The organism is Pantoea sp. IMH (genome assembly GCF_000599885.1).
GTDB lineage: Bacteria > Pseudomonadota > Gammaproteobacteria > Enterobacterales > Enterobacteriaceae > Erwinia.
In genome coordinates, this window is sequence record NZ_JFGT01000002.1 from 89,386 (window position 1) to 114,593 (window position 25,208).

At 56.4% G+C, this 25,208-nt stretch carries 21 protein-coding genes and 1 tRNA gene; 8 read left to right on the forward strand and 14 right to left on the reverse strand.

The annotated features are described in order from the left end of the window. Positions 1–97: 97 nt before the first annotated feature. The 3 genes from EA20_RS0100540 to EA20_RS0100550 are packed head-to-tail and all read left to right on the forward strand — an operon-like array spanning position 98 to position 3,871. Positions 98–595 (forward strand): (2Fe-2S)-binding protein, encoded by a 498-nt coding sequence (locus EA20_RS0100540; protein WP_024964968.1) that lies wholly within the window; start codon positions 98–100, stop codon positions 593–595. Then, entirely contained in the window at positions 582–1,580 is a 999-nt protein-coding gene (locus EA20_RS0100545) for a xanthine dehydrogenase family protein subunit M (RefSeq protein ID WP_024964969.1), read from the forward strand. Before EA20_RS0100540 ends, EA20_RS0100545 begins: the two co-directional genes overlap by 14 nt. After that, entirely contained in the window at positions 1,577–3,871 is a 2,295-nt protein-coding gene (locus EA20_RS0100550) for a xanthine dehydrogenase family protein molybdopterin-binding subunit (protein WP_024964970.1), read from the forward strand. Before EA20_RS0100545 ends, EA20_RS0100550 begins: the two co-directional genes overlap by 4 nt. Positions 3,872–3,895: 24 nt before the next feature. Here the strand turns inward: EA20_RS0100550 and EA20_RS0100555 are convergent, their stop codons facing one another. Further along, a complete protein-coding gene (locus EA20_RS0100555; protein ID WP_024964971.1) occupies positions 3,896–4,483 on the reverse strand; it encodes an NTP transferase domain-containing protein in 588 nt (195 codons plus the stop codon). A gap of 603 nt (positions 4,484–5,086) precedes the next feature. Between EA20_RS0100555 and EA20_RS0100560 the strand changes: the two genes are divergently transcribed. Both EA20_RS0100560 and EA20_RS0100565 read left to right on the forward strand, forming a co-directional pair. Beyond that, on the forward strand, positions 5,087–6,547 hold the full coding sequence (locus EA20_RS0100560) for an AMP nucleosidase (protein WP_024964972.1): 1,461 nt from the start codon (positions 5,087–5,089) through the stop codon (positions 6,545–6,547). A 301-nt stretch (positions 6,548–6,848) separates the two neighbouring features. Continuing rightward, positions 6,849–6,924: transfer RNA gene (locus tag EA20_RS0100565), tRNA-Asn, on the forward strand. A 285-nt stretch (positions 6,925–7,209) separates the two neighbouring features. On the opposite strand, the gene EA20_RS0100575 is transcribed toward EA20_RS0100565, so the two are convergent. The 6 genes from EA20_RS0100575 to fhuE all read right to left on the reverse strand — a co-directional run bounded on the left by EA20_RS0100575 (position 7,210) and on the right by fhuE (position 13,257). Continuing rightward, positions 7,210–7,974, reverse strand: coding sequence for an NADPH-dependent F420 reductase (locus tag EA20_RS0100575; RefSeq protein WP_024964973.1), 765 nt, complete (start codon positions 7,972–7,974; stop codon positions 7,210–7,212). A 143-nt stretch (positions 7,975–8,117) separates the two neighbouring features. Beyond that, a complete protein-coding gene (locus tag EA20_RS0100580; RefSeq protein WP_024964974.1) occupies positions 8,118–8,852 on the reverse strand; it encodes an NADPH-dependent F420 reductase in 735 nt (244 codons plus the stop codon). Positions 8,853–8,880: 28 nt separating this feature from the next. Beyond that, entirely contained in the window at positions 8,881–9,324 is a 444-nt protein-coding gene (locus EA20_RS0100585; RefSeq protein ID WP_024964975.1) for a MarR family winged helix-turn-helix transcriptional regulator, read from the reverse strand. A 650-nt stretch (positions 9,325–9,974) separates the two neighbouring features. Continuing rightward, positions 9,975–10,277 (reverse strand): helix-turn-helix domain-containing protein, encoded by a 303-nt coding sequence (locus EA20_RS0100595; RefSeq protein WP_024964976.1) that lies wholly within the window; start codon positions 10,275–10,277, stop codon positions 9,975–9,977. 4 nt (positions 10,278–10,281) lie between these two features. Continuing rightward, positions 10,282–10,629, reverse strand: coding sequence for a type II toxin-antitoxin system RelE/ParE family toxin (locus EA20_RS0100600; protein ID WP_024964977.1), 348 nt, complete (start codon positions 10,627–10,629; stop codon positions 10,282–10,284). Between the two features lie 429 nt (positions 10,630–11,058). Beyond that, on the reverse strand, positions 11,059–13,257 hold the full coding sequence (gene fhuE / locus EA20_RS0100610; RefSeq protein ID WP_024964978.1) for a ferric-rhodotorulic acid/ferric-coprogen receptor FhuE: 2,199 nt from the start codon (positions 13,255–13,257) through the stop codon (positions 11,059–11,061). Between the two features lie 341 nt (positions 13,258–13,598). On the opposite strand from fhuE, the gene EA20_RS0100615 reads away from it, so the two are divergent. Further along, positions 13,599–14,138 (forward strand): GNAT family N-acetyltransferase, encoded by a 540-nt coding sequence (locus EA20_RS0100615; protein ID WP_024964979.1) that lies wholly within the window; start codon positions 13,599–13,601, stop codon positions 14,136–14,138. Positions 14,139–14,147: 9 nt separating this feature from the next. On the opposite strand, the gene EA20_RS0100620 is transcribed toward EA20_RS0100615, so the two are convergent. After that, entirely contained in the window at positions 14,148–15,659 is a 1,512-nt protein-coding gene (locus tag EA20_RS0100620; protein WP_024964980.1) for a sensor domain-containing diguanylate cyclase, read from the reverse strand. 235 nt (positions 15,660–15,894) lie between these two features. Continuing rightward, the gene (locus tag EA20_RS0100625; RefSeq protein ID WP_024964981.1) at positions 15,895–17,439 is read right to left on the reverse strand and encodes a methyl-accepting chemotaxis protein; all 1,545 of its coding nucleotides are present in this window, start codon (positions 17,437–17,439) and stop codon (positions 15,895–15,897) included. A 443-nt stretch (positions 17,440–17,882) separates the two neighbouring features. On the opposite strand from EA20_RS0100625, the gene EA20_RS0100635 reads away from it, so the two are divergent. After that, positions 17,883–18,092, forward strand: coding sequence for a hypothetical protein (locus EA20_RS0100635; RefSeq protein ID WP_024964982.1), 210 nt, complete (start codon positions 17,883–17,885; stop codon positions 18,090–18,092). An 84-nt stretch (positions 18,093–18,176) separates the two neighbouring features. Here EA20_RS0100635 and EA20_RS0100640 read toward each other — a convergent pair whose 3' ends face one another. The 5 genes from EA20_RS0100640 to EA20_RS0100660 all read right to left on the reverse strand — a co-directional run bounded on the left by EA20_RS0100640 (position 18,177) and on the right by EA20_RS0100660 (position 24,230). Continuing rightward, a complete protein-coding gene (locus EA20_RS0100640; RefSeq protein ID WP_024964983.1) occupies positions 18,177–19,613 on the reverse strand; it encodes a glycoside hydrolase family 1 protein in 1,437 nt (478 codons plus the stop codon). A gap of 129 nt (positions 19,614–19,742) precedes the next feature. Next, positions 19,743–20,975, reverse strand: a complete 1,233-nt coding sequence (locus EA20_RS0100645) for an MFS transporter (RefSeq protein ID WP_024964984.1) — start codon at positions 20,973–20,975, stop codon at positions 19,743–19,745. A 49-nt stretch (positions 20,976–21,024) separates the two neighbouring features. Next, positions 21,025–22,455 carry an EmmdR/YeeO family multidrug/toxin efflux MATE transporter gene (locus tag EA20_RS0100650; protein ID WP_024964985.1) on the reverse strand — a complete coding sequence of 477 codons (1,431 nt, stop codon included), beginning with the start codon at positions 22,453–22,455 and terminating at the stop codon, positions 21,025–21,027. A gap of 236 nt (positions 22,456–22,691) precedes the next feature. Next, the gene (locus tag EA20_RS0100655; protein WP_024964986.1) at positions 22,692–23,012 is read right to left on the reverse strand and encodes a DUF496 family protein; all 321 of its coding nucleotides are present in this window, start codon (positions 23,010–23,012) and stop codon (positions 22,692–22,694) included. A 159-nt stretch (positions 23,013–23,171) separates the two neighbouring features. Further along, positions 23,172–24,230 (reverse strand): FUSC family protein, encoded by a 1,059-nt coding sequence (locus EA20_RS0100660; protein WP_024964987.1) that lies wholly within the window; start codon positions 24,228–24,230, stop codon positions 23,172–23,174. A gap of 222 nt (positions 24,231–24,452) precedes the next feature. On the opposite strand from EA20_RS0100660, the gene EA20_RS0100665 reads away from it, so the two are divergent. Further along, positions 24,453–25,208, forward strand: coding sequence for a gluconate 2-dehydrogenase subunit 3 family protein (locus EA20_RS0100665; protein WP_024964988.1), 756 nt, complete (start codon positions 24,453–24,455; stop codon positions 25,206–25,208).

Here is a 25,208-nt window from a genome sequence, read left to right on the forward strand (position 1 = left end):
TTCATTACTGAAGCACTGTGGCAGTGTGCCGGGCCGCCACCAAATTCCCATCGCGCCGCCCCACGCTGTCTGAGACCTCCCAGAACTGGAGAGTACGATGGCACAACCACGATCCATAACGCTAACGATTAACGGCACGCCCCGGCAGCTTAGCGTCGATTCCCGCACCACACTGCTGGATGCGCTGCGTGAACATGCCGGCCTGACCGGTTCCAAAAAAGGCTGCGACCAGGGACAATGTGGCGCCTGTACCGTACACGTTGATGGCCAGCGCGTGCTGAGCTGCCTGACGCTGGCGGCACAGGCTGAGGGCCGCGAGGTGAAGACGATCGAAGGCCTCGCGCAGAATGGCACTCTCCACGCCGTTCAGGCCGCTTTCCTTGAGCACGACGCCTTCCAGTGCGGCTACTGCACGCCGGGGCAAATCATGTCTGCGGTGGCCTGTATTGATGAAGGCCATGCGCGCAGCGACGACGAGATCCGGGAATTTATGAGCGGCAACCTCTGCCGCTGTGGTGCCTACACCAATATCGTTAAGGCGGTCAAAGAGGCCGCTGCGCGGCTGAACACGGAGGCATACGATGCGGGAATTTGAGTATTATCGCGCCGCCGATCTCGCCAGCGCCACGCAGCAAAGCGCCCAGCCTGACACCCATATTCTTGCCGGCGGCACCACGCAACTCGATCTGATGAAATGCGACGTATTTCGTCCCGCACGGCTGATCGATATCTCCCATCTCGACAATCTGCGCGATATCTCTCTGAAGGCCGCTTCGCTGGAACTTGGCGCGCTGGTGAAAATGAGCCAGGCCGCCGACAGTCCGGAGGTGCTCTCTGCTGCACCAGCCGTGGCGGAAAGCTTACTGCTCGCCGCATCGGCACAGCTCAGAAATATGGCGACGCTGGGTGGCAATATTCTGCAGCGTACGCGCTGCGCCTATTTTCGCGATCCCCACGCCTGGCCAGAGTGCAATAAACGCCAGCCCGGCTCGGGCTGCGCCGCCAAAGAGGGACTGAATGATAACCACGCCGTGCTGGGCATCAGCGAAAGCTGCATTGCGCTCTATCCCGGCGATTTTGCCGTTGCGCTGACGGCGTTTGATGCGGTGCTGGATATTCAGGGGACCAACGGTCAGCAGCGCCGTGTGGCGATCGATGATTTCTTCCTTCTGCCCGGCTCCCGTCCGGACCAGGAAACGCAACTGGCGGCAGGCGAAGTGATTGTCCGCATCACGCTGCCACTCAGCCCGGCACTGGCTAACTCGCACTATCTCAAGGTACGCGATCGCAGCTCCTATGAGTTTGCCGCCGCCAGCGCCGCCGTGGGACTGGAGCTGGAGAGCGATGGCCGCACTATCCGTGATGTACGCATCGCCCTTGGCGGCGTCGCCACGCGGCCATGGCGCGTCCGCCAGGTTGAGCAGGCGCTGAAAGGCCAGCCGCTGGACGAGAAAGTGCTACGCGAGGCCGCGGAACTGGCAACCGAGGGCGCCATCGCCCACCAGCATAACAGCCACAAAATCACCCTCACGCCCCGCGTTATCGCCCGGGCGCTGATGTCCGTGGGAGGTCTGGCATGAGTACAACCGAAACCCGTCCGGAAGCGCAAACTGACGAGCGCTACCAGGCGCTGGGAAGCCGGCGCGATCGTGCTGACGGCAAGCTGAAAATTCAGGGGATTGCCCCTTACGCCGTTGAGCACTCGCTGGAGAATCTGGCCCATGCCGTGGTGGTACAGTCAACTATCCCTCACGGTAAGATCGCGCATATGGATATTGACCGCGCCCGTCAGGCTCCCGGCGTGCTGACGGTCTATAACCACCTGAGTGGACTGAAAATCCATCCGGCCAAAACCTTCTCCAGCGGTGGCGCGGCGGCGCAGGCTTTTCTGCCGTTGCAGAGCGACAAAGTTTTGTGGAACGGTCAGCATATTGCGCTGGTGGTGGCAGAAACGCTGGAACAGGCCACCGAAGCGGCGGCGCTGATCACCACCGAATACAGCGGGGAAGAGGCCGCGATTCATCCTGACGATCCGCTGGCAAAGCCGGAATCATCGGAGGCGATGACGGTCAGCTGGGGCGACGCACTGCCCCGCCTCGCAGAGGCTGAGGTTCAGGTCGGTGGCGTTTACACCACGCCCAGAGAGTACAACTGCCCGATTGAGCCGCACGGCTGTATCGCTCACTGGCAGAACGGTGAACTGACGCTCTGGGAACCGAGCCAGTGGGTCGGCGGCGCCCGTCAGGTTGTGTCGGAGTGGATGGCCATCGACAGTGAAAACGTCCGCGTGCTTTCTCCTTATGTGGGTGGCGGATTCGGCTGTAAGGGCGGCATTCAGCCCCACAGCGCGCTGGCCTGCGCGGCATCCCGCGAGCTTGGTCGTCCGGTGAAGCTCGCCCTGACCCGCCCGCAAACCTTTACCGCTTTCGGCGGCCGGCCACGCACGCATCAGCAGCTTGCGCTGGGCGCGACGCGGGAGGGGCAACTGGTTTCCATCGTCCATGAGAGCTGGAACGAAACGGCGCTGGAGGATGTGCATACCGAACCCTGTAACTCGGTGACGCCGCTGATGTACGCCTCACCCCATTTTCTTTCCCACCATAAGCTGATTCATCTCAATACGGTCAATCCTGGCTGGATGCGCGCGCCGGGCGAGAATCCCAGCTCCTTCGCGATTGAAGTGGCTATGGATGAACTGGCCTGCGAACTGAAGATGGACCCGATTGCGCTGCGACTGAAGAATTACGCAGAGCAGGACCCGCAGGCGGGCGTGGCCTGGAGTTCACGCCGTCTGAAAGAAGCCTATCAGGCGGGCGCTGAGGCGTTCGGCTGGGATCAGCGTCCCGCGGAGCCGCGCTCAATGCGTGAAGGGCGGCAGCTGATTGGCTGGGGCATGGCTTCGGGTACTTATCCGGTCAGACGCACGCCCGGCGAAGCGCAGATCGTGCTGCATGGCGACGGAAGTATTGAAGTGCAGAGCAGCGGCGCGGATATCGGTACCGGCACCTATACCATTCTGGCGCAGACCGCTGCGGATGTCCTGCACGTTCCCTCCGACAGCATCAGGGTGACGCTGGGGGATACGCGCCTGGCGCGGGCGCCCGTGGCAGGCGGTTCGCAACTGGCGAATGTGCTGACCGGCGCGGTGCATAAAACGGCGCTGGCGCTGCGCGATGCGTTAATCACGCTGGCGGTTGGCACGCCCGGTTCGCCCCTCTGGCAGGTCTCTCCCGATAAAATCAGGCTTGCGGAAGGCGCACTCTGGCTGGATGAACAGCACGACAAGCGGATTGGCCTGGCCGAACTGCTGAAGCTCAGCGGCAACGGGGAACTGGTGGCGCATCAGGATACCTTCGATAAAGAGGCCGGAGAAAAAGATCGCGACGCCGCCGCCAGCACCTCGTCGATGATGATCCCGCCGACCGCAGGTGGCGTATCCGCCCACAGCTGGAGCGCGATTTTTGTCGAAGTGGTGGTGGATGAAGATTTTGGCACGGTACGGGTGCGCAGAATGGTCGGCGCCTTTGATTCAGGCCGCGTCTACAATCCTAAGCTGACCGAGAGCCAGTGGATTGGCGGGATGGTCATGGGCATCGGCCAGGCGCTGCTGGAAGAAGGCATGATCGATTCGCGCGACGGCCGGATCATCAACGCCAATCTGGCCGACTATCTGGTGCCGGTGAACGCGGATATACCGGCGCTGGAAACCATTAACGTCGGCGAACCCGATTTCCTCGCCACCGCGCTCGGCGGTAAGGCGGTTGGCGAGTTGGGTATCGTGGGCGTTGCCGCCGCCATTTCTAACGCGGTGTTTCATGCCACCGGCAAGCGCATACGTGATTTGCCGATCACCCAGGAGAAACTTCTTTAACCTGCCCTGAACGCTGCCCTCTCATCACTCATGCGGGAGATGAGAGGGCAGATCAATATCCCGCACCACCGCTTCATCATCCACCTCAAAGGTCCTGACCGGGAACTGTTTCAGCAAGCCCCGCGCGCCCTCTTCTGCGGTCAGAGCGCTTAGCGCGGTGAAAGTATCGCACCCAAAGCCCACCGGATGCCCCGGCTTGCCCCGCCAGACCGGCCTGACGATGCCTTCTGCTATCATCCTTTCAGCAACCTGCTGAAACAGCGTCTCCGTCACAAACGGCATATCGGCCAGGTGTACAATCCAGCCCTGCCAGTGACACATGCGCCGCACGCCTGCCGCTATCGACTCGCCCAGCCGTTTATTGTCCACCAGCACCAGCGGGATAGCCGCCTGCTGGCAGTAGTGACGTATCTCCGAACGCTCTGGGCGGGTCACCACGCACAGCGGCAGCTGGCTTTTTTGCGCGGCCAGCAGCGTATGAGCAAAGAGTGGACGAACTTTCCCCTGCCGATCCGCAAAGGTAGCCAGCAGCTTATTTCCTTCGCCGCCCGCCTGCGTAAAGCGCAGCCCCTGACCAGCCGCGACAATAATTATTCCACACGCATTCTCCATATCCGCTCCTTTGTTCTGGCTGGTGTCGTCTCTCTCTGGCACGACGGGAGATCCTGTTCAGTCGGCACAACTTCCTGAAAGAATATTACTTTCTCAGACCGTGATTCGCTAAGCGGCCTATCATCAGGCGTGCAAAATTTTAGCAAAAAAAACCCTCCGGAGAGGGTTGAAACGAACCTGGTGTGGCTTTGTTAATAATGCCGCCTGATAATATCCCGGTAATCACTCTGTGTATAAATGTTTATGCAGATCAATAACTAAATATTGATCGTCATAATCGATCGATAGAATTGTCCGTATCACATCCGGTGGACTGATTAACCTGACGGTGAGAAGCATACGGGGACTGGCATGGTTAGCATGCTTTCAGCAAAGCTGCTCGCTTCAGCATGCTTTACTCAGGCATGCTGCACCTGTGACATCAAGAAATGCCTGTTCCAGAAACTATCCAGTCCTCACGTGCGCTTAATTGTTCAGTACATGCCTGGATAAATGATGCGAAGAGGCATACCGGCGTGAATGATAGCGCAGTCAGCGCGCGCGGGACGGCTAATTCAGCTAACATGCTGTATTGAAATCAATAAAAATGCCAAAGGAGATCGCATGAATCAGCCTTCAGCCCCCCAGGGCCTCACTGTTGAAGAGGCGCTGGATAAACTGGATTCTCTGTACGAACAGGCGGTCGCCGCGCTGCGGGACGCAATCACGCACTTTATCAGTCAGGGTACGCTGCCGGACCCGGAGGCGCGGACGAAGGGGCTATTTGTTTATCCAGAGCTGCGCGTCAGCTGGCTGGGCGACAGCAGCGGACAGAGTACCTCCAGGGCGTTTGCGCGTTTTACCCATCCGGGCAGCTATGCGACAACGGTCACCCGCCCCGCGCTCTTCCGCCACTATCTGACTGAACAGCTGGAGATGCTGGCGGCAGAATATCCGGTCAGGCTTGAGGTCCGCCCTTCCAGCCAGGAGATCCCTTTCCCCTACGTGATAGACGGTTCAAGCCTGGCCCTCGATCGCACCATGAGCGCCGGCCTGGCCGCTCACTTTCCCACCACCGAACTGGCGCGGATCGGCGATGAGAACGCTGATGGCCTCTACCAGCCCGGCGAACGTTTCCCACTCTCTCACTTTGATGCGCTGCGAACTGATTTCTCGCTGGCCCGCCTGCGTCACTATACCGGCACGCCGGTTGAACATTTTCAGGGCTATGTGCTGTTCACCAACTATACCCGCTACGTGGATGAGTTTGTCCGCTGGGGCTGCGAACAGATTGCCGATCCCGCCTCTCCCTATCAGGCGCTCTCCTGCGCAGGCAGCGTACTGGTGACCGCTGAAACGGAAAATCCGCAGGAAACCATCTCCGGCATGGCGTGGAAAAACCATCAGATGCCCGCCTGGCACCTTATTGCCAAAGATGGTCAGGGTATCACGCTGATCAATATCGGCGTCGGGCCGTCTAATGCCAAGACTATCTGCGACCATCTGGCCGTACTGCGTCCGCACACCTGGCTGATGATTGGCCACTGCGGCGGGCTGCGTGAAAGCCAGTCCATCGGCGATTATGTGCTGGCACACGCCTATCTGCGCGACGATCACGTGCTGGATGCGGTGCTGCCACCCGATATTCCCGTGCCAAGTATTGCCGAAGTACAGCGCGCCCTCTATGACGCTACCCGCCTCGTCAGCGGTATGCCGGGAGAACGGGTTAAACAGCGGCTGCGCACCGGCACCGTCGTCACCACCGACGACCGTAACTGGGAGCTGCGCTACTCTGCCTCCGCACTGCGCTTCAACCTAAGCCGCGCGGTGGCGGTGGATATGGAAAGCGCGACCATCGCCGCACAGGGTTACCGCTTCCGCGTTCCTTATGGCACGCTGCTTTGCGTTTCAGACAAGCCGCTGCACGGCGAAATTAAGTTACCTGGACAAGCCAACCGCTTCTATGAAGGGGCGATATCGGAACACCTGCAGATCGGCATCTGCGCCATCGATTTGCTGCGTGAGGAAGGTGAACGCCTGCATTCGCGCAAGCTGCGGACGTTTAACGAGCCGCCGTTCCGTTAAGCGGAATTGTTGCCGGACCTGACTTATACGGTCCGGCCTTCACTGGCCCATTCCCTGAATGATGGAATGGGCTTTTGCGCAATGCGCTAACCGGGCCGTCCTGCGATCCTTTTCGCTGGCCGTAAAAACGTATTTCTTTCTCCCGAACGGCGCTTAACTTCTCTCTCGTTCCGTAGCGAAGCGGGTAAAATAGCCCTTACCTCCGCTGAAACGCTGATTTATTCAGCAGTCAGATAAAAAGCCGAAAACAGGCTTTGACATCCAGTACCACGCTGGATATCATGCGCCCCGTTCCAACGATTCCTCTGTAGTTCAGTCGGTAGAACGGCGGACTGTTAATCCGTATGTCACTGGTTCGAGTCCAGTCAGAGGAGCCAAATTCAGAAAAGCCCGCTTAAGGCAACTTAAGCGGGCTTTTTGTTGTTTGTGCCAGCTGGTTCTCCCCTTCTTCAGCTTCACCCTCGTTTACTAAAAACCGCCCGATGCCAATCGAACCCATACCTATTTGCTGGTATGAATTTTGGTAATGGTAGTTAGATGATGTTTTTACCGACATATGGGGGGAAGGTCATCCGGCAGCAATCCAGGCGTTCGCCGTAATCCCACGAACGCCTTACTGACCGATGGGCGTGTTAAGCGCTCCAGCAGCGCCCGGTAAATAATCACATAAAGAGTAAACGTGATACTTTCACACCAAAATCCGCATCCGGATTGGTCGTGCTGTCACCGGCCCGTTCGTGGAATATGGCGGCGGCAAGATCCCTTCGGGTGGCCAGACGGGATGCTTCAGCGGATGCCAGAGCGGCGGCTATCTCGTTATAATGCAGATCGGTGCAGTAGACCGGTGACCCCGGCTGCTGCCGCCAGGAGTCTGCCAGGCTACCGGCATCATAAGCATCAAAACCGGTATCACTGACCAGCTTCATAATCAGCTCGCGATGCGCGCTGTTATCACCAGCCACCGGAATGGCGATACGGCTCTCTGCGCCTGCGGGTTTGCCTTTAGCGGCAAAAGATCCGGAACCAATCGCATTCCATGCCTTAATAACCGGTCGGCCCAACTGCTCTTCAACCCACTGGCTTTCCACCTGACCGCCTTCTATAGCGTCAATTTTCCGATCCCGGTGCGGATAGTAATTAGAGGTATCAGCCACGATGACTTCAGGGGGCAGTCTGAGGATAAGCGGCGCAATCTCAGGGATCCGTATAAGCGGTACTGAAAGTATGACGATATCAACGTCACTGACGGCTTGTTCAGCCTTAACCGGCACGGCCCCTGTTTCGAGGGTGTCGGCATCAATCGTTTCCGGACCACGTGAGTTAGCAACCTTTACGCTATGTCCTGCGGCAGCCAGCTTGCGGGCCAGGGTTTTACCTATATGGCCTGTGCCAAGGATACCGATGCTGAGAGGGGATTGCTGATTCATCTTTTTCTCCTGAATGGGGGTTTGCTTTCAGAGAGAGGAAGTTCATCTGACCGTGACATCTCTGAAATGGAAATCCGGCAATTTAGCCCCGGAAGACGCTGCGCCCGGACCTGTCAATGTTGACAGGTCCGGGCGGGATGGCGTTAAGCTGTCATCGCCCGGTTACGTGCGACAATTTCTTCATGAGTAAAGCTGGCTCCGGGCGTCATAAATACCTTCAGCAGCGCATCGCGGTTTTTCGGCGCACGGACGGCATCTGCCGATAACAGTGCGGCTTTAAGCGCCTCAGTTTCCAGCTCAGTGCAGTAGGCAGGCGTGCCGGGCTGCTGACGCCAGGATTCACTGAGGGAACCAGCATCCAGGGCGTCAAACCCGGTTTCGCTAACCAGCTTAAGCACAACGGCTTTCGTCCAGGCATCGTCTCCGGCGACGGGCAGCGCAATGCGGCCTGGCGTGGCCGTAGGCAGACCTTTATCAGCCAGCGTGGCGGCTAATGCAGCATTCCAGGCTTTGATCAGTGGCCGTCCGGTTTGCTCACTCGCCCATACGGATTCCGGTTTGCCGTTATCAACGCCGGCAATGGCGTTATCGCGAAATGGATAGTAGTTAGCGGTATCAATGACCACTACACTCTCCGCCACCTGGCTGAACAGATCGGCCAGGCCACGATGTTTTTCAAACGGAATGGCAAGGATAATCGCGTCAACATCCTTTACTGCATCTTCACGCGTAACGGCGGCGGCGCCCACTTCACGCGCAAGTTCGCGGATGCTGTCCGGCCCTCTGGCGTTGGCGAGCTTTATCTTATGACCGCCAGCGGCGAGTTTGCGGGCCAGAGTTGCACCGATATTTCCTGCGCCAATGATGCCAATCTTCATAATCAACTCCTTGCTTAGAGGGGGATTGCTACGACACCTGGTCAGAGGCGGGATGAGACAGGGCATTCAGCGTATCGCGGAGCTGAGCCAGACCTTCTTCGCTTAACTGACAGGCAGTTTTGATTTTGTCGGTGATACACCAAAGTGGTTCGCGTAACGCATCTCCGGCTTCGGTCAGAGTGATCAGTACCCGGCGCTCATCATCAGGGTCACGTGTACGCTTTACCCTGCCGGAAGCTTCCAGACGCTTCAGCAGCGGCGTGATGGTGCCCGTATCCATATCCAGCTTACTGCCTAACTCCCCCACTGCCCGTGGTGTGCCACAGAACAGCTCAAGCATCACCAGATACTGCGGAAATGTCAGGCCCAGCGGGTCGAGAAATGGCTTATGAAGCCGGTTCATGCGGTTTGCCGCGCCGTAAAGGGCAAACGAAAGCTGCTTACCGATTTCCATATTTCCTTTAAATTTCATTGTCTGAAAACCTGCCACTTGATTATCTAGTACACTAGATAAATCATAAGCGTTCCGGCTGCGTTGCGAAAGGTTTTGATATGGCTATTTTGTGCGGTAATTCGGTTTTGTCGCTCAGCGAGGATTTGATGCTATTGCAGGGGGTTAACGTTCAGGCCCAGAGGCAGGGACCTACTTTATGGCGTGCGGCTTACATGTGGTTCTGTCAGTTATTCAGAAAAAACGGTTTTTTTGAGTAGAACAGGCACAGATTACACAATATTGTTTGCCACCTCAGTCCTGGCACTAACAGACTGTCGGGTCTTCTTGATACATTCCACGACGGAAGCAGCCTCAACGCCCGTTGAGTGGGGCAACAGAATGCTCACCACGCTCAAACCCGTTTCAGGTAACATGAGTGGTTATTCTGGTGGTAATGCCTGAAAAAGAATCCAGAGTTAGCTTATTTATCAGCCCGTTACAAACATGCCCTTAGTCAGTAAAGCTAAGTTCAAAAAGTCCGCACAGGGGACCTGAGCGGTCTTTTTGCTGGTATAGGTTCCGACATGCTGTGTCAGCCCTTCAGTGGAAAATGTGAATAGCTTCTCCGCCTCAGAACGTGAAGGTGTCCCCGCAGCCGGTCTGACGCCCGGTGTAGAAAGCGACAGCGTTTACAGCACAAATCCGTAGTGGGAACCATCCGGCAGCTCAATATCCAGACGTAGTTTGCCGCCTGTCGCCTCCACGTAGCGTTTGAGCGTGGAAAGTTTCAGGTCGCGGCCCGGTTTTTCCATTACTGCCACGGTAGGTTGTCTGATACCCAGCGCCTGTGCCATTTCGACCTGTGTTTTCTGCACTTTCTCACGCAGCTCAGCAAGGTGAATATTGAGCAGGATCTCCGTCGCCATCGCCTGGGCGTCGGCCACGACTTCTGGTTTCTCATCCGCAATAAGCTGTTCCAGCGTTCTGCCCATCGCGTTACTCCTTTTTAGTGGTGTTCAGCCAGTTTGTATATTCCCGGTCAGCAACCGGAAGCATCTCATCGTAAAAACGTTTGTTACCACCTTTATTTCCGGCGCAAAGCACAATGCCGGTACGGACAGGGTCAAAAGCGAAAAACGCCCGTATCGGTTCCCCCCGACTCTGAATACGCAGCTCTTTCATATTGCTAAAGCGCGAGCCTTTAAGCGTATCGGCATAAGGTCTGGGTAAACCTGGCCCTTTCTCCCGCAGAACCATCAGCGCTGCAAGCACACTGGCCCGATCGCTATCGTTGAGCGAGGTAAACCAGTGATCAAACGTATCCGTTGTTTTAATCGTCCACACGGGCCCTCCTGATAATATAGGTTAAGCGCTATATAGATGTAAAGCTATAAAATCACCTTACAGGGGTGGGAGGAAAGGCGCATGCGTCGTCGTGAGAAAACTGAAGACGCATCCGGCGATTTCAGTGAAAGTGATGTAAGGGATTGGTGGTTTTCCGACGCGTGCCGGGAAATGGCTCAGGCCGGTGCTGCTGAGTGAGCCGTACGCTTACGGCAAAGCAGTACGGCATTTGCAATATATTAACTAAAATAGAGACATGAACCAGAAGATATGCCCGCACGAATGATCTGGATAATAGCTGTTTGTTCATCGCTGCCCCACTTCCTCACCGGTACGGTGATCGCTATCGAAGGCGGCGCGCTGATGAATTAACGAGAAGCGAGGGACGATAAAGCCTGCCCCCGCTGCGGGGACAGGCTTTGATACAAATCAGAAGCGGTAGTTAGCTGAGACAGAGAAGTTGCGCGGTGCGCCGTAGACCAGGCTTTTGCCTGCATCGACATTGTAAGATTTGTCGAACAGGTTATTGACGTTCGCCTGCAGTGAAAGCTGTTTGGTAACGTTATACCGGCCAAAGAGATCCACCAGCGCGTAGCTACCCTGTTCAGCATACAGGCTGCCATTGCCGCCAGGGCCGCTGACGCGATCCCAGGTATGGGTTTGCCAGTTCACGCCGCCACCCAGAGTGAGGTCCTGAAGCATTGGCAGGCGATAGCTGGTGAACAGTTTAACGGTGGTGCGCGGCAGATTAGGATTGAAATCTTCCCCTTCGCCATCCTGGGCAACGTAGCGCGTCGCGCCGAAAGTCATCTGCAAGTTATCGGTGATGGCGCCATTGACCTCAAACTCAACGCCCTTCGAGACGGTACCGTTAGTTTCCGTATAGGCATATTCATTGGTGCCAGGGATCACACTGTAGTCAGTCTGCCCGACATGATCCTGTTCAATGCGAAACACTGCGACAGACGCGGTCAGGCGGCTGTTCATCCAGTCACCTTTCAGACCGGTTTCGTAGTTTTTGCCGGTGATTGGCGTCAGGTACGCGCCACTCCCATCACGATAAGCCTGCGGCTTAAAGATGGTGGTGTAGCTGGCGTAGGCCGAGTAGGTGTCGTTGATGTCATATATCAGACCGGCATAGGGAGAGGTGTTATTTTTCTCCATATTCTGGGTCAGGGTGTCGGTGGTCCAGTTAGTGTAACGGGCGCCGATAATCAGGTGCAGAGGATCAGCCAGCGAGATGCGGGTTGCGGCGTAGATCGATTTCTGATGCACGGTATCGTTTTGCGCTTCGCTGAAATCGTCCCAGTCACTTTCCGGGAAGCTGCCGTCCCAGTTGTTGAAATTGCCCACTTCCTGGGAGGAGATGTTCTTCCAGGTGCTGAAGTACTGGTTATGCTGGCGGCTGTAGCTGACGCCCGCCATCAGCTCATGCTGCCGGCCCAGCAGCTCAAAGGGACCGCTGGCGAAGGCGTCGACGGAATCCAGCTTGCGGGTGCCGCGGTTCCAGCCGGTGCCGCCTACATTCGGCGAGCCAGCATAAGGGCTGACGCCGATGCCGGTATTCTTATCAAAGAAGCCGTCGATATACAGCATCTTGCCGTCAAAGTCCTGCTCGGTGTGCGTACCGTTAGCGGTAAAATTCCAGCCATTGTCAAAGTTGTGCTTGATGCTGGCAAAGACCTGTTTTGACGTTTTGTCATTATAGGCCCAGTCCGGCGCGGTACTGGTGCTGCGGTCATAGTTGGTTTTGCTGCCGTCGGCATAGAAGACCGGCAGTCCGCTCCAGGTCGCACCATCGGTGTTATTTTCCTGATAGTTATAGCCGACAGAAACGGTAGTGGCATCAGTCAGGTCCGCATCCAGCACGCCGTAGAGAAACTTTTTAGTGGTGCTGTAGCGGTCAAGCCAGCTGTCCTGATCCTGATAGCCGGCGATGATGCGGCCACGGACGTCACCCGATTCGGTCAGTGGCGCCGAGAGATCGGCCACATAACGCTGCTTATCCCAACTCCCGTAAGTGGCGGTGACATCCCCAACGAATTCGCGGCTGTCGGCATGTTTACGCACCATATTGATCGAGGCTGCCGGACTGCCCGCGCCGGTCATTAAACCGGTGGCGCCGCGCACGACTTCGATACGCTCGTAGACAGCGGTGTCGGCAAGGGCATCGCCCATATTCCACTGCGGTTCAAACGAGGTGGAAATGCCATCCACCATATAGTTATCGATCATAAAGCCGCGCGAGTAGAAGTTACTGCGGCTGGTGCCGGAATTGGATTCAGAAATGCCGGTGGTATTTTTCAGTACCTCGTCCAGAGACTGAAGCTGCTGATCGTCCATCCGCTGCTCGCTGATAACGCTGACGGACTGCGGCGTGTCACGCGCGGTTAGCGCCATTTTGGTGCCGGCGCGGGTGACGGGCACGTTGTAATCGCTGCTTTGCGTAGTCTCCGGACTTTCAGGGGCTGCGCTAACGACCAGCGTGTTTTCTTCCGCTGCGGCATAAGGCATCTGCAAAGCCGTGGCAATAAAGAGCGCCAGCAGTGAAACCGATGGCAACGTACGGTGAAGAGACGCGCTCTGGCGTGCGCGGTTTTCCCTGAGATGAGGCAAAGAAACAGACATTGTTAACCCTCAAAAAATTTTTTAATTTTCATAAGCCTGGACGGTTCAGTTCCTGTTTTGCACGGGGCCACAGGAAACCTTCACGCTGACTTTGGTCTTAAACCCATTGATTTAGCGGATTTTTCCCACTACACCAGTAAAGCGAATGAGAAGTATAATCATTTTAGTTATTGATGTAAAAGAATGTTGCTGACGGGAACTTCCTGACGCGGTTAAAAACGGTGAGAGATGACTGCTGGTGCGCTGAGTTTCACCCGCTGTCTATTTCCTCTCTGGAAACGCCTGCGGGAAAAGGAGATAGTAAAGAAGACACGTGAATGCGAGCAAGGTAAGGAGGAACGATGAAAACCCCGGAACTTGAAACTCCCCGCCTCTTTCTGCGACCACTCTCTGCGGAAGATGCCATCCAGATCCAGCACATTTTTCCACGCTGGGAGATTGTGCGTTATCTGACAGCCAGCGTCCCCTGGCCCTTCCCGGAAGCGGGTGCGTTCCATTATGTGAATAACGTTGCCCTGCCCACTTCAGAGAATGGCACAGCCTGGTTCTGGACCCTCCGGCGCAAAGAAGATCCGCACACCATCACAGGACTGATTTGCCTTTCTGACGAGCCGGACAACAACCGGGGATTCTGGCTTGTGCCGGAATGGCAGCGCAAAGGCTATATGACTGAAGCCAGCACAGCCGTCACGGACTTCTGGTTCAACACACTTGGCCGGGAACGCTTACGCGCCCCCAAAGCGAGCCCCAATCTTGCCTCGAAAAAGTTATCGACCACTATGGGCATGCGTCTTATCAAGACCGGTAAAGCAGCCTATGTCGGCGGGGAGATGGAGTCGGAACTCTGGGAAATCACCAGACAGGAATGGAACTGCCGGTGATCCTTAAGATCACCCGTAATGTACGCGGTTTCGCCCGTTGCGTTTTGCCTCAAGCAGCGCCCCGTCCACCCGGGCTTTTAGCCGCTCCGCTTCGCCCTGCTGCCCGCTGGCGATCACCGTGCAGCATCCGGCGCTGATGGTGATCACACCTTCTGGAAGCAGCGTCGCTTTATGTACAATATCCGCGCCCACCACTGCCATCACCGCCCGGTCAGCCAGCGTTTTGGCATCCGGCGCGCTGGTAAAAGGAAGAAGAATGGCGAATTGCGCGCTTCCGTAGCGGGCCACCACGTCGCCGCTGCGCTGCATAAATCGTCTGAGCAGTGCGGCAACCGTTTTCAGACAGCGATCCCCGGCGACCTGACCGTAAGCCTCATTGTAAAGTTTGAAGTAATCGATATCGACCATAATCAGCGTCAGCGGCTCACCGGTTTTTTGCGAACGCTCCAGCCCCTGCTCCAGCTGAATATCAAACTGTCTGCGGTTAGCAAGCCCGGTCAGACCGTCTAAAAGCGCCAGCGAAGTTAAGGTGTGATTAAGGGTGGTCAGCTCATCACGGGTCTGGATCAGCTCCAGCTGATTTTTCAGGTTGGCCCTGACCTGACGCAGAATGAATACTCCCATGCCAATCATGATGGCCAGCAAAATCAGGTTCAGTAACGCATCGGTCATATTGGCCGCCAGCCAGCTTTGCCACACCGCTTCGCGGTCATATCCGGCGGCGACAATCAGGGGATATTGCTGAAGACGAGCGTAACCATAGATACGCTCAATACCGTCAAGGGCCGAATGCCATGTTGCACTGCCGCTGGCCGAGGACTTCAGGACGGTTTGAAACAGCGGACTGGCCGAAAGACTACGGTTAATCGCCGTTTCCGGCAGAGGACGAATATAGAGCACGGAAGAATCCGCCAGAATAAGCCCCAGCACATCCCGTTTTCCCAGCGTGTAGTAACTGTAAAACTGCCTGAAATAGTCAATCTTAACCGTGGCCAGTGCGACGCCAGCAAATTGACCTGCCGCGTCGTTCAGGCGTACGGAGACAGGAATAACCAAATCTCCCGTCGAACGGCTGCGAATCACGCGGCTGACACGTACGCCAGCATCCGGGTGCTGACGGTGCCAGATAAAATAGGGGCGATCGGCATTGCTGGCCTTCGCTGGCGAGTAGCCGCCGGACGTGGCAACCCAGTGCCCCTGAGCATCATAGATAAACAGGCCGTGGAGCTGGGGCAGCTTGCCATGCTGCTGTTTTAACTGGCGGCTAAATGCTGGCGTGGCCGCATAATCAAGCCCGTTCTGCTCAAGCTGTCGTACCGCATCAGCCAGCGTGATATCGACCTGAAGAAAGGCATCTTCAGCCTGTTTTGCCAGCGATACGGAAAGATTGCGGGCATCGTCCTCCCGCTCAGCCAGCTCAAGCCGCCAGGCGTGCCAGAGTGCCCAGCTGTTAATGCTCAGGACCGCCAGGACTGTTGTGAGCAGGAAGGCCGTCATGCTTCTGCCAAGGCTGGTACGCATCAGTCGTGTGGGAGTGGTGTTGCCTGCATATTTGTTCAAGAGCCAGCTATCCTGTTCACTTTAATACCAAAGCATAATTTATGAATCGGGGTGTCACAAGGCAACTCGTGAATTGCCGTACGCGCTTCCTGATTCCCTTAATGCTGAAGCGTCCGGCAGGGTTGACGCGCCTCTCTTCCCTGCTCTCCCCCGGTGAGGATGAGCTGGCAGGAAAGAGAAACTAACGTTTTTACTTTCAGATCTGGAAAGTATTTACCATGCCGCGCAGTCCATGCACCTGCTCCGCCAGCGACTGCGACGCCGTGGATGATTCCTCCACCAGCGCGGCGTTGCTCTGCGTCACGCCGTCCATCTGGCTCACGGCGACAGTGATCTGGGAAATTCCCTGCATCTGCTCACCGGAGGCCAGCGCAATTTCATCCATCGCGCCGGCCAGCTCACTGACCATGCCAACCACGCTCATAATGTTGGCTGCGGTGCTGTCAGCCACCGCAACACCCTCACCGACCAGCGCCGCGGCGGCCTCAATCAGCCCCTTGATATCGCGGGCGGCAGTCGCGCTGCGCTGTGCCAGCGAGCGCACTTCACTCGCCACAACGGCAAAACCACGGCCCTGCTCACCGGCGCGGGCGGCTTCGACAGCGGCGTTCAGCGCCAGGATGTTGGTCTGAAACGCGATGCTCTCAATGGTCCCGGTAATGTCTCCCACCTTCGCCGCGCTGAGCGAGATATCCGCCATGGTTTTCGTCATCTTACGGACGTTTTCCTCACCATCGCGCACCAGAGTAGCGGTTTCACGCGCCGAGGTCGCCGTCTGGCTGGCGCTTGTCGTATTGCTTTTCACCGTGGCAGTCAGCTGCTCCATGCTGGCGGCGGTTTCCTGCAGCGCAGCGGCCTGCTGCTCCGTGCGGGCAGAAAGCTCAGTGTTGCCACGGGCGATTTCATCAGAGGCGAGCGCAACGGAGGCAGAAGCGTCTTTTATCTGCGTCACCATTTCAGCCAGTCCGGTCTGCATCCGGGCCAGTGAAGCCAGCAGGCTTGTGCTGTCTCCGGCGCGTAACCGCATTGGCGAGGTCAGATCGCCTGCGGCAATTGCTGCCGCCAGCGCCTGTGCCTGTGCCGGTTCGCCGCCCAGCTGACGCATCAGCACTCTGACCGTCATAAAGCCGATAGCGGCAGCCAGCAGGGCTGAGGCGATCACAATCAGGCCCAGTAAAAAGCCTGCCTCGCGACTTTCATCACTGGTGCTGCTTACCGCTTTCTGCGCATTCTGCATCTGGATATGCGTCATGGCATTCAGTGCATCCTGCAGCGCGCGCTGCGTCGGGCGGGAAACGTTAAGCAGATAATCGAGTGTCTCCTGCTGACGATTCTGCAACCCCAGCTGTCCCGCTTTTTCGAAGCCGCTCAGCGCAGGCCCTTCTCGCTCAAGGATAAGCTGGAAGGCTTCCCGGTCAGCCGGATCCGATTCAAGCTTCATTAACCGGGCCAGCGCTTCCCGGTTTTTGATAAATAGCTGCTTCTGCGTTTCAATGCGTTCCCATTCTGGCTGCATCTCTTGCGGCGAGGTCAGCAGCGCCAGGTTTCGTACTGCGATCGTCATGCTGCTCACGCTGGATCGCATATCCAGCGCCAGCTGATACTTCTGCATTTTGTCGTTAACGACATCGTCCATACCATCCCGGGCATGATTCAGGGCGTTAATAGCCACTCCGGCACAGATCACCAGAAGCAGGACCATAAAGCCAAACCCTGTGGTAAGGCGGGTGGAAATTTTCATGAAGGTTTACCGAAGTGACTGAGGATTAGGGTTACTATCGGCATTCTGCAAAAACATTTGAGGTTGGGCGGTGAATAATTTTGCCCTGCCCGACAGGAAAATCTGCCGGAACAATGCGTAATAAGCCGCTTGTGCAAGAATATCGGGGGTTTTATCCCCTCTTCCAGTACCTGAAAATCCCTGTCTCGTGGGAGAAAAAGATTATCGAAACTTATCGGCGCCAGTATCAGCGTAGCGGCTGCAGGGCCGCTTAAGTCAGCCAAAGTAAAATATCCTGATGGTTGCTGCCGCGTTACAGCCCACCATGGCGATTAAATCTTATTCATTTTTTTTGAATTTAGTCAGCAAATGTACTCGCTATCAACTCTTCTTTCAGACCTCTATTATTGATTTTATTGAGGCAGCAAGCCTCACTCAAAACAAAACACTCTGGGGAAACGAACATGAAATTAATCAAGAATTTTGTTGCAGCAAGTGCGCTCTCGCTCATCGCTTTTGCCAGCTTCGCACAGACCGTCACCGTTACCGCGCCCACCCTGGCCGGGGCGGAAGCGAAAATCGCCTCGCAGGCGAAAGCGTCCGGCACAAGCTATAAAATCACCGGTGCCCGCGTGGACAATCACGCTTACGTATCAGCTCAACTGAGCAAATAAAGCAGCTAATCTAAAAGACCGCCATTCAGGCGGTCTTTTTGCTGTTACATTTCAGGGCCCGGATAACGTGACGGGCCGTTTCCGCTAGCGAAGATCGCTGCCGTTGCTGGCAATCACTTTCTGATACCAGCTGAACGATTTTTTCTTATAGCGGTTACCGGTGCCGGAGATAGTGTCATCCAGATCGACGTAAATAAAGCCGTAGCGCTTGCTCATTTCGCCGGTGGACATACTGACCAGATCGATACAGCCCCACGGCGTGTAGCCCATCAACTCAACACCATCTTCCAGCGCATCAGCCATGGCTTCGATATGCTGGCGCAGGTAGTTGATACGGTAATCATCATTAATCGTGAAATTTTCGTCCGGCTTGTCTACAGCTCCCAGGCCATTTTCCACGATAAACAGCGGCTTCTGATAACGATCGTAGAGCTGATTCAGGGCAATGCGCAGCCCTGTAGGATCGATTTCCCAGCCCCAGTCGCTCGCCTCCAGGAAAGGGTTACGCGTGCCGCCGAGCAGGTTGCCCTGGGCGGCGTCCGCTTTTGGATCGGTTTTGTTCAGCGTGGTGGACATGTAATAGCTGAAGCCGATGTAATCGACCCTATGCGCGGCTATTAGCTCCATGTCACCAGGCTGAATATCCAGCGTCACGCCAAGCGACTGCCATAAACGCCGGGCATAGTAGGGATATTTACCCCCCACCTGAACATCTGCGCAGTAGAAGTTGAACGCCTGTGTCTCTTTCAGCGTGGCTAACTGATTCACCGGATGGCAGTCATAGGCATAGGTGGTGGCAAAAAGGATCATGCAGCCCATCTGGATCTGCGGATCGGTTTCATGCGCAATCTTGACTGCCAGGCTACTGGCGACAAACTGATTATGCCAGGCCTGATATTTTGCCTGGGGATCCAGTGCGCCCGTTTTCACCGTCAGGCTCTGGCTCATCATCGGGAAATGCGCCGCGCTGTTGATCTCATTAAAGGTCATCCAGTACTTCACTTTGTGACCATAGCGTGTCAGCACCGTGCGGGCATAGCGCTCGAAATGTCCGATGACGTCGCGGTTCTTCCAGCCGCCAAACGCTGTCGCCAGATGGAGTGGCATTTCGTAGTGTGAGAGCGTAATAACCGGCGCTATGCCATGCGCGATGCAGGTATCAATCACCTCATCATAGTGCGCGAGGCCCGCTTCATTCGGCTCAGACTCCACGCCGGTCGGATAGATACGCGTCCAGGCAATGGAAAAGCGATAGCATTTGAACCCCATCTCAGCAAACAGCGCAATATCTTCGCGAAAGCGATGATAGTGGTCGATGCCTTTGTGATTCGGATAGGTATAGCGGTCGCTGTCGATCGTAAAATCAAACTCAGGTGAGGCAACAATGCTTAAGCGCGCCTTGCCGCCGGGAATAGCGTCGACGATCGAAGGCCCTTTGCCATCTTCATCCCACGCGCCTTCAACCTGATTCGCGGCCGTCGCGCCGCCCCACATAAAGCCCTGAGGAAACCGTTCTTTCATGCTGTTCATCCTGATTATGTCCGCTTTACTGAGTGCCGAAAGCTTAAATCAAATCCTGTGGCACAGCCAGCGGGCACCAGGTTGTCAGCCACCGCCGGTGAAACAATTACGTGGCCGGGGCGCAGCGAATTACTCGCCATGATGAAGCCGCTGGCGTCGCCGCAGGCCGGGAAACCAGACCATCCACAGACCCACCACAATCAGCGTACCGATACCGCCCACCGCGGCCGCAGGCACCGCGCCGAGCCAGGCGGCCAGCAGGCCGGATTCAAACTCACCGAGCTGATTGGAGGTATTGATAAAGATCGAATTCACCGCGCTGACGCGGCCCCGCATCTCATCCGGCGTATCCAGCTGCACCAGCGAACCGCGAATCACCATGCTGACCATATCGAAACCGCCCAGCATAAACAGCGCGAGCAGCGACAGCCACAGTTCACGGGAAAGTGCGAAAACCAGCGTTGCCACACCAAACCCTGCCACCGAGGCGAACATAATCATGCCCACGTTGCGGTCCAGGCTACGGCGGCTCAGCCAGAATCCCACCAGCAATCCGCCTACCGCCGGCGCGCTTCGCAGCAGCCCCAGCCCCCAGGGCCCCGTATGCAGAATATCCTTCGCAAATATGGGTAGCAGCGCCGTGGCGCCGCCCAGCAGTACCGCAAAAAGGTCCAGGGAAATTACCCCTAAAACATCGGGCCGGTTACGGATGAATTTCACCCCCGCAAAGACGCTGGCGAAGGTGGCTGGTGTGCGCGGCGGTGGCGCATGTTCGTAGCGCAGGCGGCTGACCATCACAATAGAAATAAAATAGAGCACGCCGGTCGTGGCGTAGACCACGCCCGGCCCCGCCACATAGAGGAAGCCGCCAATTGCCGGGCCGAGCATTGCGGCGGTCTGCATTGAGGCCGCATTGGCTGCGGTGGCACGCGCCAGGATGGCGGGCGGCACCAGCGCGGGCAGCATCGACTGTAGCGAAGGGGCTTCGATGGTTTTGGCGATGGAGATAACAAAGATCAGCCCAAGGATAGTAAGCTCATCCGTTTTATGGAGCAGTGCCAGTGTGGCCAGCAGGACAATGGCGACCCACTCGGTTATCTGCCCCAGTAGCACCACGCGGCGGCGATCGAACTGGTCAGCAATGTGTCCGGCGGGCAGCGCCAGCACCACGGCAGGGAGAAATTGCGCCAGGCCGATCAGCCCCAGGTCGAGTGCCCTGCCGGTGACGGCATAAATCTGCCAGCCGACCGCAATCGATAACATCTGAAATCCGAAGCTGGAGCAGGTGCGCGCCAGCCAGAAGGCGACAAAGGCGCGATGCTGAAACAGCGAATCGGCCGCCACGGGGGAAGAGAAAGGCATGACTGTTCCTGATGAAAGTTAGCAAAAATTGCGGGTAGCCCCTGGCGGATCAGGGCGGGTCCGCCGGTCTGGCATATTTCCACAACCAGCGGCCGGTGACCATCCTGCGGTAAAAAAACAGCCCGCGCACAATCCAGTCGAGGAACATACCGAGCCAGATGCCTACCACGCCAAACCCGAGCAGCACGCCAAGCGTATAACCGACCAGGATACGGCCTCCCCACATGCCGAGCATTGAGACCCACATGGTGAATCTCGCATCTCTCGCCCCCTTCAGGCCGGCGGGCAACACCCACGACGCACCCCAGAACGGCATAAAGGCGGCATTCAGCCAGACCAGTATTTTGACCACCTCAATGACGTCAGCTTCGCGGGTATAGAATGAAGCCAGTATCCCGGCAAAAGGCACCGTCAGCGCTGCCAGCACGCAGAGTCCGAAGGTGGAGAGCCAGAAAATATATTTAAGCTGGCGCTCCGGCTGCCTGAGCTGCCCTTTGCCCAGGCGCGTTCCGACGATAATCGTTGAGGCGGCTCCCAGCGCGTTGCCCGGCAGGTTAATCATCGAAACAATGGAGAAGGCGATAAAGTTACCGGCAATGACGTCGGTCCCCATTCCGGCCACAAAAACCTGCGTCAGCAGTTTGCCGCCGTTAAACAATACGGACTCGATACTTGCAGGAATACCAATCCCCAGCACCTCTTTCAGGATGCTGAGATCAAGCCGGGTGAAATAGCTCTTCAGCGTAATCTTAAGCTGGGGGTTAAAGCCGATCATCAGCACGTAGATAACCGCCGCCGCGCCAACGTAGCGCGAAATGGTCAGCCCCAGCCCTGCGCCGATAAAACCGAGGCCGTCCCAGGAGAAACAGCCGTAAATCAGCACCGAACTGAAAATGATGTTCAGGATATTCATGCCGCCGTTGATCAGCATCGGGATTTTGGTATTGCCCGCGCCGCGCAATGCACCACAGCCAATCAGGGCGATGGCCGCAGCGGGATAGCTCCAGGCAGTGATCGTCAGGTAGCTGAGCGCCATCGCTTTGACCGCCGGCTCCGCGCTCCCGGCGATCATATCGATAATCGCCTCACCAAAGAACTCGATCAGGATCGCCAGCAGTACGGCAAAAATGGTCATCAGCACCAGCGACTGACGAGCTGCCGCCTGGGCCCGTTCCCGCTTAAGCTTGCCCAGGCTGAAGGCCACCACCACGGTCGTCCCCAGATCGATGGCGGCAAAAAAAGAGATGACCACCATATTGAAGCTGTCGGCCAGGCCCACGCCCGCCATCGCCTCTTTCCCCAGCCAGCTGACGAGGAAGGTGCTCAGCACGCCCATCAGCAGTACGCAGAGGTTCTCAAAAAAAATCGGGACCGCCAGCGGAGTGATTTCACGCCAGAATAAAACCCGGTTGGAACGCCTTTTTTTATACCACGCCGAACGCGTCATCGCCTCCAGCAGTGAAACTCTGAAGTTTTGCAAGTGAATACCAGCTTGAAAAGAGGAAGAGGGCCTGAATGATGATGGTAAAAGCCTGACAAATATGCAAAGTTTTTTTGATAGCAAATGATGTCAGTCTGGGGCTTAACGCTCAGGGCAGGCGGTGAGTGCCGTACCGGGACGCTGGTGAGATTCGCGCAGCGTGAAGGAGCGCGTGCATACGGCATTGCCCGATGCAGATAAACAAAGGGCGATCTGACGATCGCCCTCAGAAGAAATTACTGCGGCTTAGGCTCGCCCATCGATTTCAGTTTTTTCGACAGGTCGCGACGCTCTTTCGAGAGATCGGCATTTTTGATGATGTAATCATCCACGCGATCTTCATAGTCGCTGCGCATGCTGGAGATGATTTCCTGGATCGCCTCCACGCTCATTCCCGGTTTGATATATTCGCTCAGGTTGTCGAGCAGCAGAACGCGCTTCTGGTTATCACGGATTTTCTTTTCGTTATCGTGAATTTCACGCTGCAGTTTATTTTTGCGGCGGAACATCCGTACAAATTCAAGCACGTTCTGAAATGATTGCTTTGCATTTTCCATGAAGACACCTTTCATTTAGGCCTGCTCACACAGGCGTCATTATCGTAGCTTTCAGCTTAGCGGCTGGCCTCAGCCGAAAGCAATTCTCAAATTGTGGAATCGGACTGCGCTTATCTTACCGCGAAGTGCGGACGCCCGCAGTAAGTTGTTGCAAATCGCCTATTTACGCAGCACCAGCCGCGTAAGATCAGACATTCTTTCGAGCTGAGATGCCATTTCCAGACAGAGCCAGACGTAGCCATGGATGGGCGTTTCCACCCGTTCGGCGCTGTCTGATTCGTTAATCAGCTGCCGCAGCTCACGGGCGATATCCGCCAGACCGGCGCTGTTCGCCGCAATCTTATCGGCGTTGCCCTCCACTATCGCCGCCGACAGCGAGCGTAGCGTCTGTTCCGTCATCTGTTGGGTACGGCGCAGCGTGGGAGCATTAAGCATGATCAGGTGACTCTCGCGTGAGGTCCACCAGGCGTTTAGCTGCAGCTCCAGCGTACAGACCATATTGCGGTTCAGCGTCTGAATACCTTCAAAGACGGAGCGCGGGATTCGGGTTTCTTTGCTGGCAGGTTCAATCAGCGCGCGCATCTTCACCACGCCGGTCAGCAGGCGCTGGAGCGGTCGCGTCAGCCGTGGCTTATCGACCAGGTTCGGTGAGAAACCGGCATGATAAATTTTTGCGGTTTCCAGCAGCGAGTCTGACAGCTGTAAGCGCCAGTGAATGTAGGCTCTTTGCGGCCAGATGCTGGTGAACAGCAGCGCCAGCAGCGACCCCAGAATCACGTCTCCGGCCCGCCACAACGCCAGAGTCATATCGCCCGGCGGTGCGCCGCTGATGACGGCGAGCGTGATGCCAATCAGCAGCGCCATATAAGGATGTTTACCCAGCGTCAGGAACCCGCAAATAAACATCACAATCATGCACCAGACCAGCATCACCGGCAGTGACATAAGCTCAAGCTTTAGCGCAATCAGCCCGGAGACGGCACCAAAAATAGTGCCACCGATACGCTGGATCGCCCGGGGGAAAACATTTCCCCATGAGGAAACCGGCCCCATCACCACCACCAGGGTGATCAGCGGCCAGCTGCCTTCAGGAATATGCAGCAGCCGCACCAGCAAGAAAGTCAGAACAAATGCCAGCGCAATGCGGATGCCGTGAACGGTCCGGTAATTCCGGTAGAGGGTGTATTCAATCGCCGATATTGGCTTGTCCGGGCGCACAGAATTCTCCTGACGTCAGATGTTCGCCAGGCATCATACCCGAACAAACGGCCAGCGTAAGGGGCTGTTTTGCCATTTTACGCACGCAAAACCCTGAGGAAAAAAGGGAATAACACAAATTAACAATACAGAAACAACTGTTATACATAAGATTGACCAGCCCACGTTCTATTTACACTAACCGGGTATAACTTTACATTCTGCCCGTCACAAGGAAATGCAATGCGTAAACCGACCCCCACCGCACCGGGTGTCACCCGACGTCAGGTTCTGACCTGGTCAACAGGCGCTCTTGCGGCGACCGCGTCAGGCATGGCGAAAGCGGTCACGCTGACCGGCGCCCCCGGCTGGACGCCATTCTCTGATAATCCCCCTGAGACCTTCGACAAGGCCGGCTGGCTTTTTTTTACTGCTGAAGAAGCCGCCACGGTCGAGGCTATCGTCGACCGGCTTATCCCAGCGGATGAATTAAGCATTGGCGGTAAAGAAGCCGGCTGCGCCATTTTTATCGACCGTCAGCTGCACGGCTTTTACGGCACCTTTGAACGCCTTTATATGGAAGGTCCCTTTACCGAAGGCACGGCTGAGCAGGGCGACCAGTCACCGCTGGTGCCCCGCGAACGCTATCGTAAAGGCCTCGCCGCCCTTAATAACTATACGCAGGCGACACATCAAAAAGCGTTCCGGGAGCTAAACGCTGAGCAACAGGATGACATTCTGCACAATCTGGAGAGTGGCAAGATTGCGCTGGATGGTTATGACAGCGCCGCCTTTTTTGCGCAGATCCTGATCAACACTATGGAAGGCTTCTTTGCCGATCCCATCTATGGCGGCAACAAGGATATGGTTTCCTGGAAAATGATCGGTTTTCCCGGCGCCCGGTACGATTACCGGGATTTAATTGAACGGCACAATCAGGACTTACAGCTGCAGCCCGTGAGCATCAACGACCTGTCGAATACCCAAAAAGGAGCCTGA

Bases quoted from the DNA above. Each gene is read 5' to 3' on its own strand.
- EA20_RS0100555 (WP_024964971.1), bottom strand. From the start codon at position 4,483: ATGGAGAATGCGTGTGGAATAATTATTGTCGCGGCTGGTCAGGGGCTG.
- EA20_RS0100620 (WP_024964980.1), bottom strand. From the start codon at position 15,659: ATGCGTACCAGCCTTGGCAGAAGCATGACGGCCTTCCTGCTCACAACA.
- EA20_RS0100595 (WP_024964976.1), bottom strand. From the start codon at position 10,277: ATGGGCAGAACGCTGGAACAGCTTATTGCGGATGAGAAACCAGAAGTC.
- EA20_RS0100645 (WP_024964984.1), bottom strand. From the start codon at position 20,975: ATGCCTTTCTCTTCCCCCGTGGCGGCCGATTCGCTGTTTCAGCATCGC.
- EA20_RS0100665 (WP_024964988.1), top strand. From the start codon at position 24,453: ATGCGTAAACCGACCCCCACCGCACCGGGTGTCACCCGACGTCAGGTT.
- EA20_RS0100550 (WP_024964970.1), top strand. From the start codon at position 1,577: ATGAGTACAACCGAAACCCGTCCGGAAGCGCAAACTGACGAGCGCTAC.
- EA20_RS0100545 (WP_024964969.1), top strand. From the start codon at position 582: ATGCGGGAATTTGAGTATTATCGCGCCGCCGATCTCGCCAGCGCCACG.
- EA20_RS0100635 (WP_024964982.1), top strand. From the start codon at position 17,883: ATGAAATTAATCAAGAATTTTGTTGCAGCAAGTGCGCTCTCGCTCATC.
- EA20_RS0100580 (WP_024964974.1), bottom strand. From the start codon at position 8,852: ATGAAGATTGGCATCATTGGCGCAGGAAATATCGGTGCAACTCTGGCC.
- EA20_RS0100560 (WP_024964972.1), top strand. From the start codon at position 5,087: ATGAATCAGCCTTCAGCCCCCCAGGGCCTCACTGTTGAAGAGGCGCTG.
- EA20_RS0100640 (WP_024964983.1), bottom strand. From the start codon at position 19,613: ATGAAAGAACGGTTTCCTCAGGGCTTTATGTGGGGCGGCGCGACGGCC.
- EA20_RS0100615 (WP_024964979.1), top strand. From the start codon at position 13,599: ATGAAAACCCCGGAACTTGAAACTCCCCGCCTCTTTCTGCGACCACTC.
- EA20_RS0100655 (WP_024964986.1), bottom strand. From the start codon at position 23,012: ATGGAAAATGCAAAGCAATCATTTCAGAACGTGCTTGAATTTGTACGG.
- fhuE (WP_024964978.1), bottom strand. From the start codon at position 13,257: ATGTCTGTTTCTTTGCCTCATCTCAGGGAAAACCGCGCACGCCAGAGC.
- EA20_RS0100540 (WP_024964968.1), top strand. From the start codon at position 98: ATGGCACAACCACGATCCATAACGCTAACGATTAACGGCACGCCCCGG.
- EA20_RS0100575 (WP_024964973.1), bottom strand. From the start codon at position 7,974: ATGAATCAGCAATCCCCTCTCAGCATCGGTATCCTTGGCACAGGCCAT.
- EA20_RS0100585 (WP_024964975.1), bottom strand. From the start codon at position 9,324: ATGAAATTTAAAGGAAATATGGAAATCGGTAAGCAGCTTTCGTTTGCC.
- EA20_RS0100625 (WP_024964981.1), bottom strand. From the start codon at position 17,439: ATGAAAATTTCCACCCGCCTTACCACAGGGTTTGGCTTTATGGTCCTG.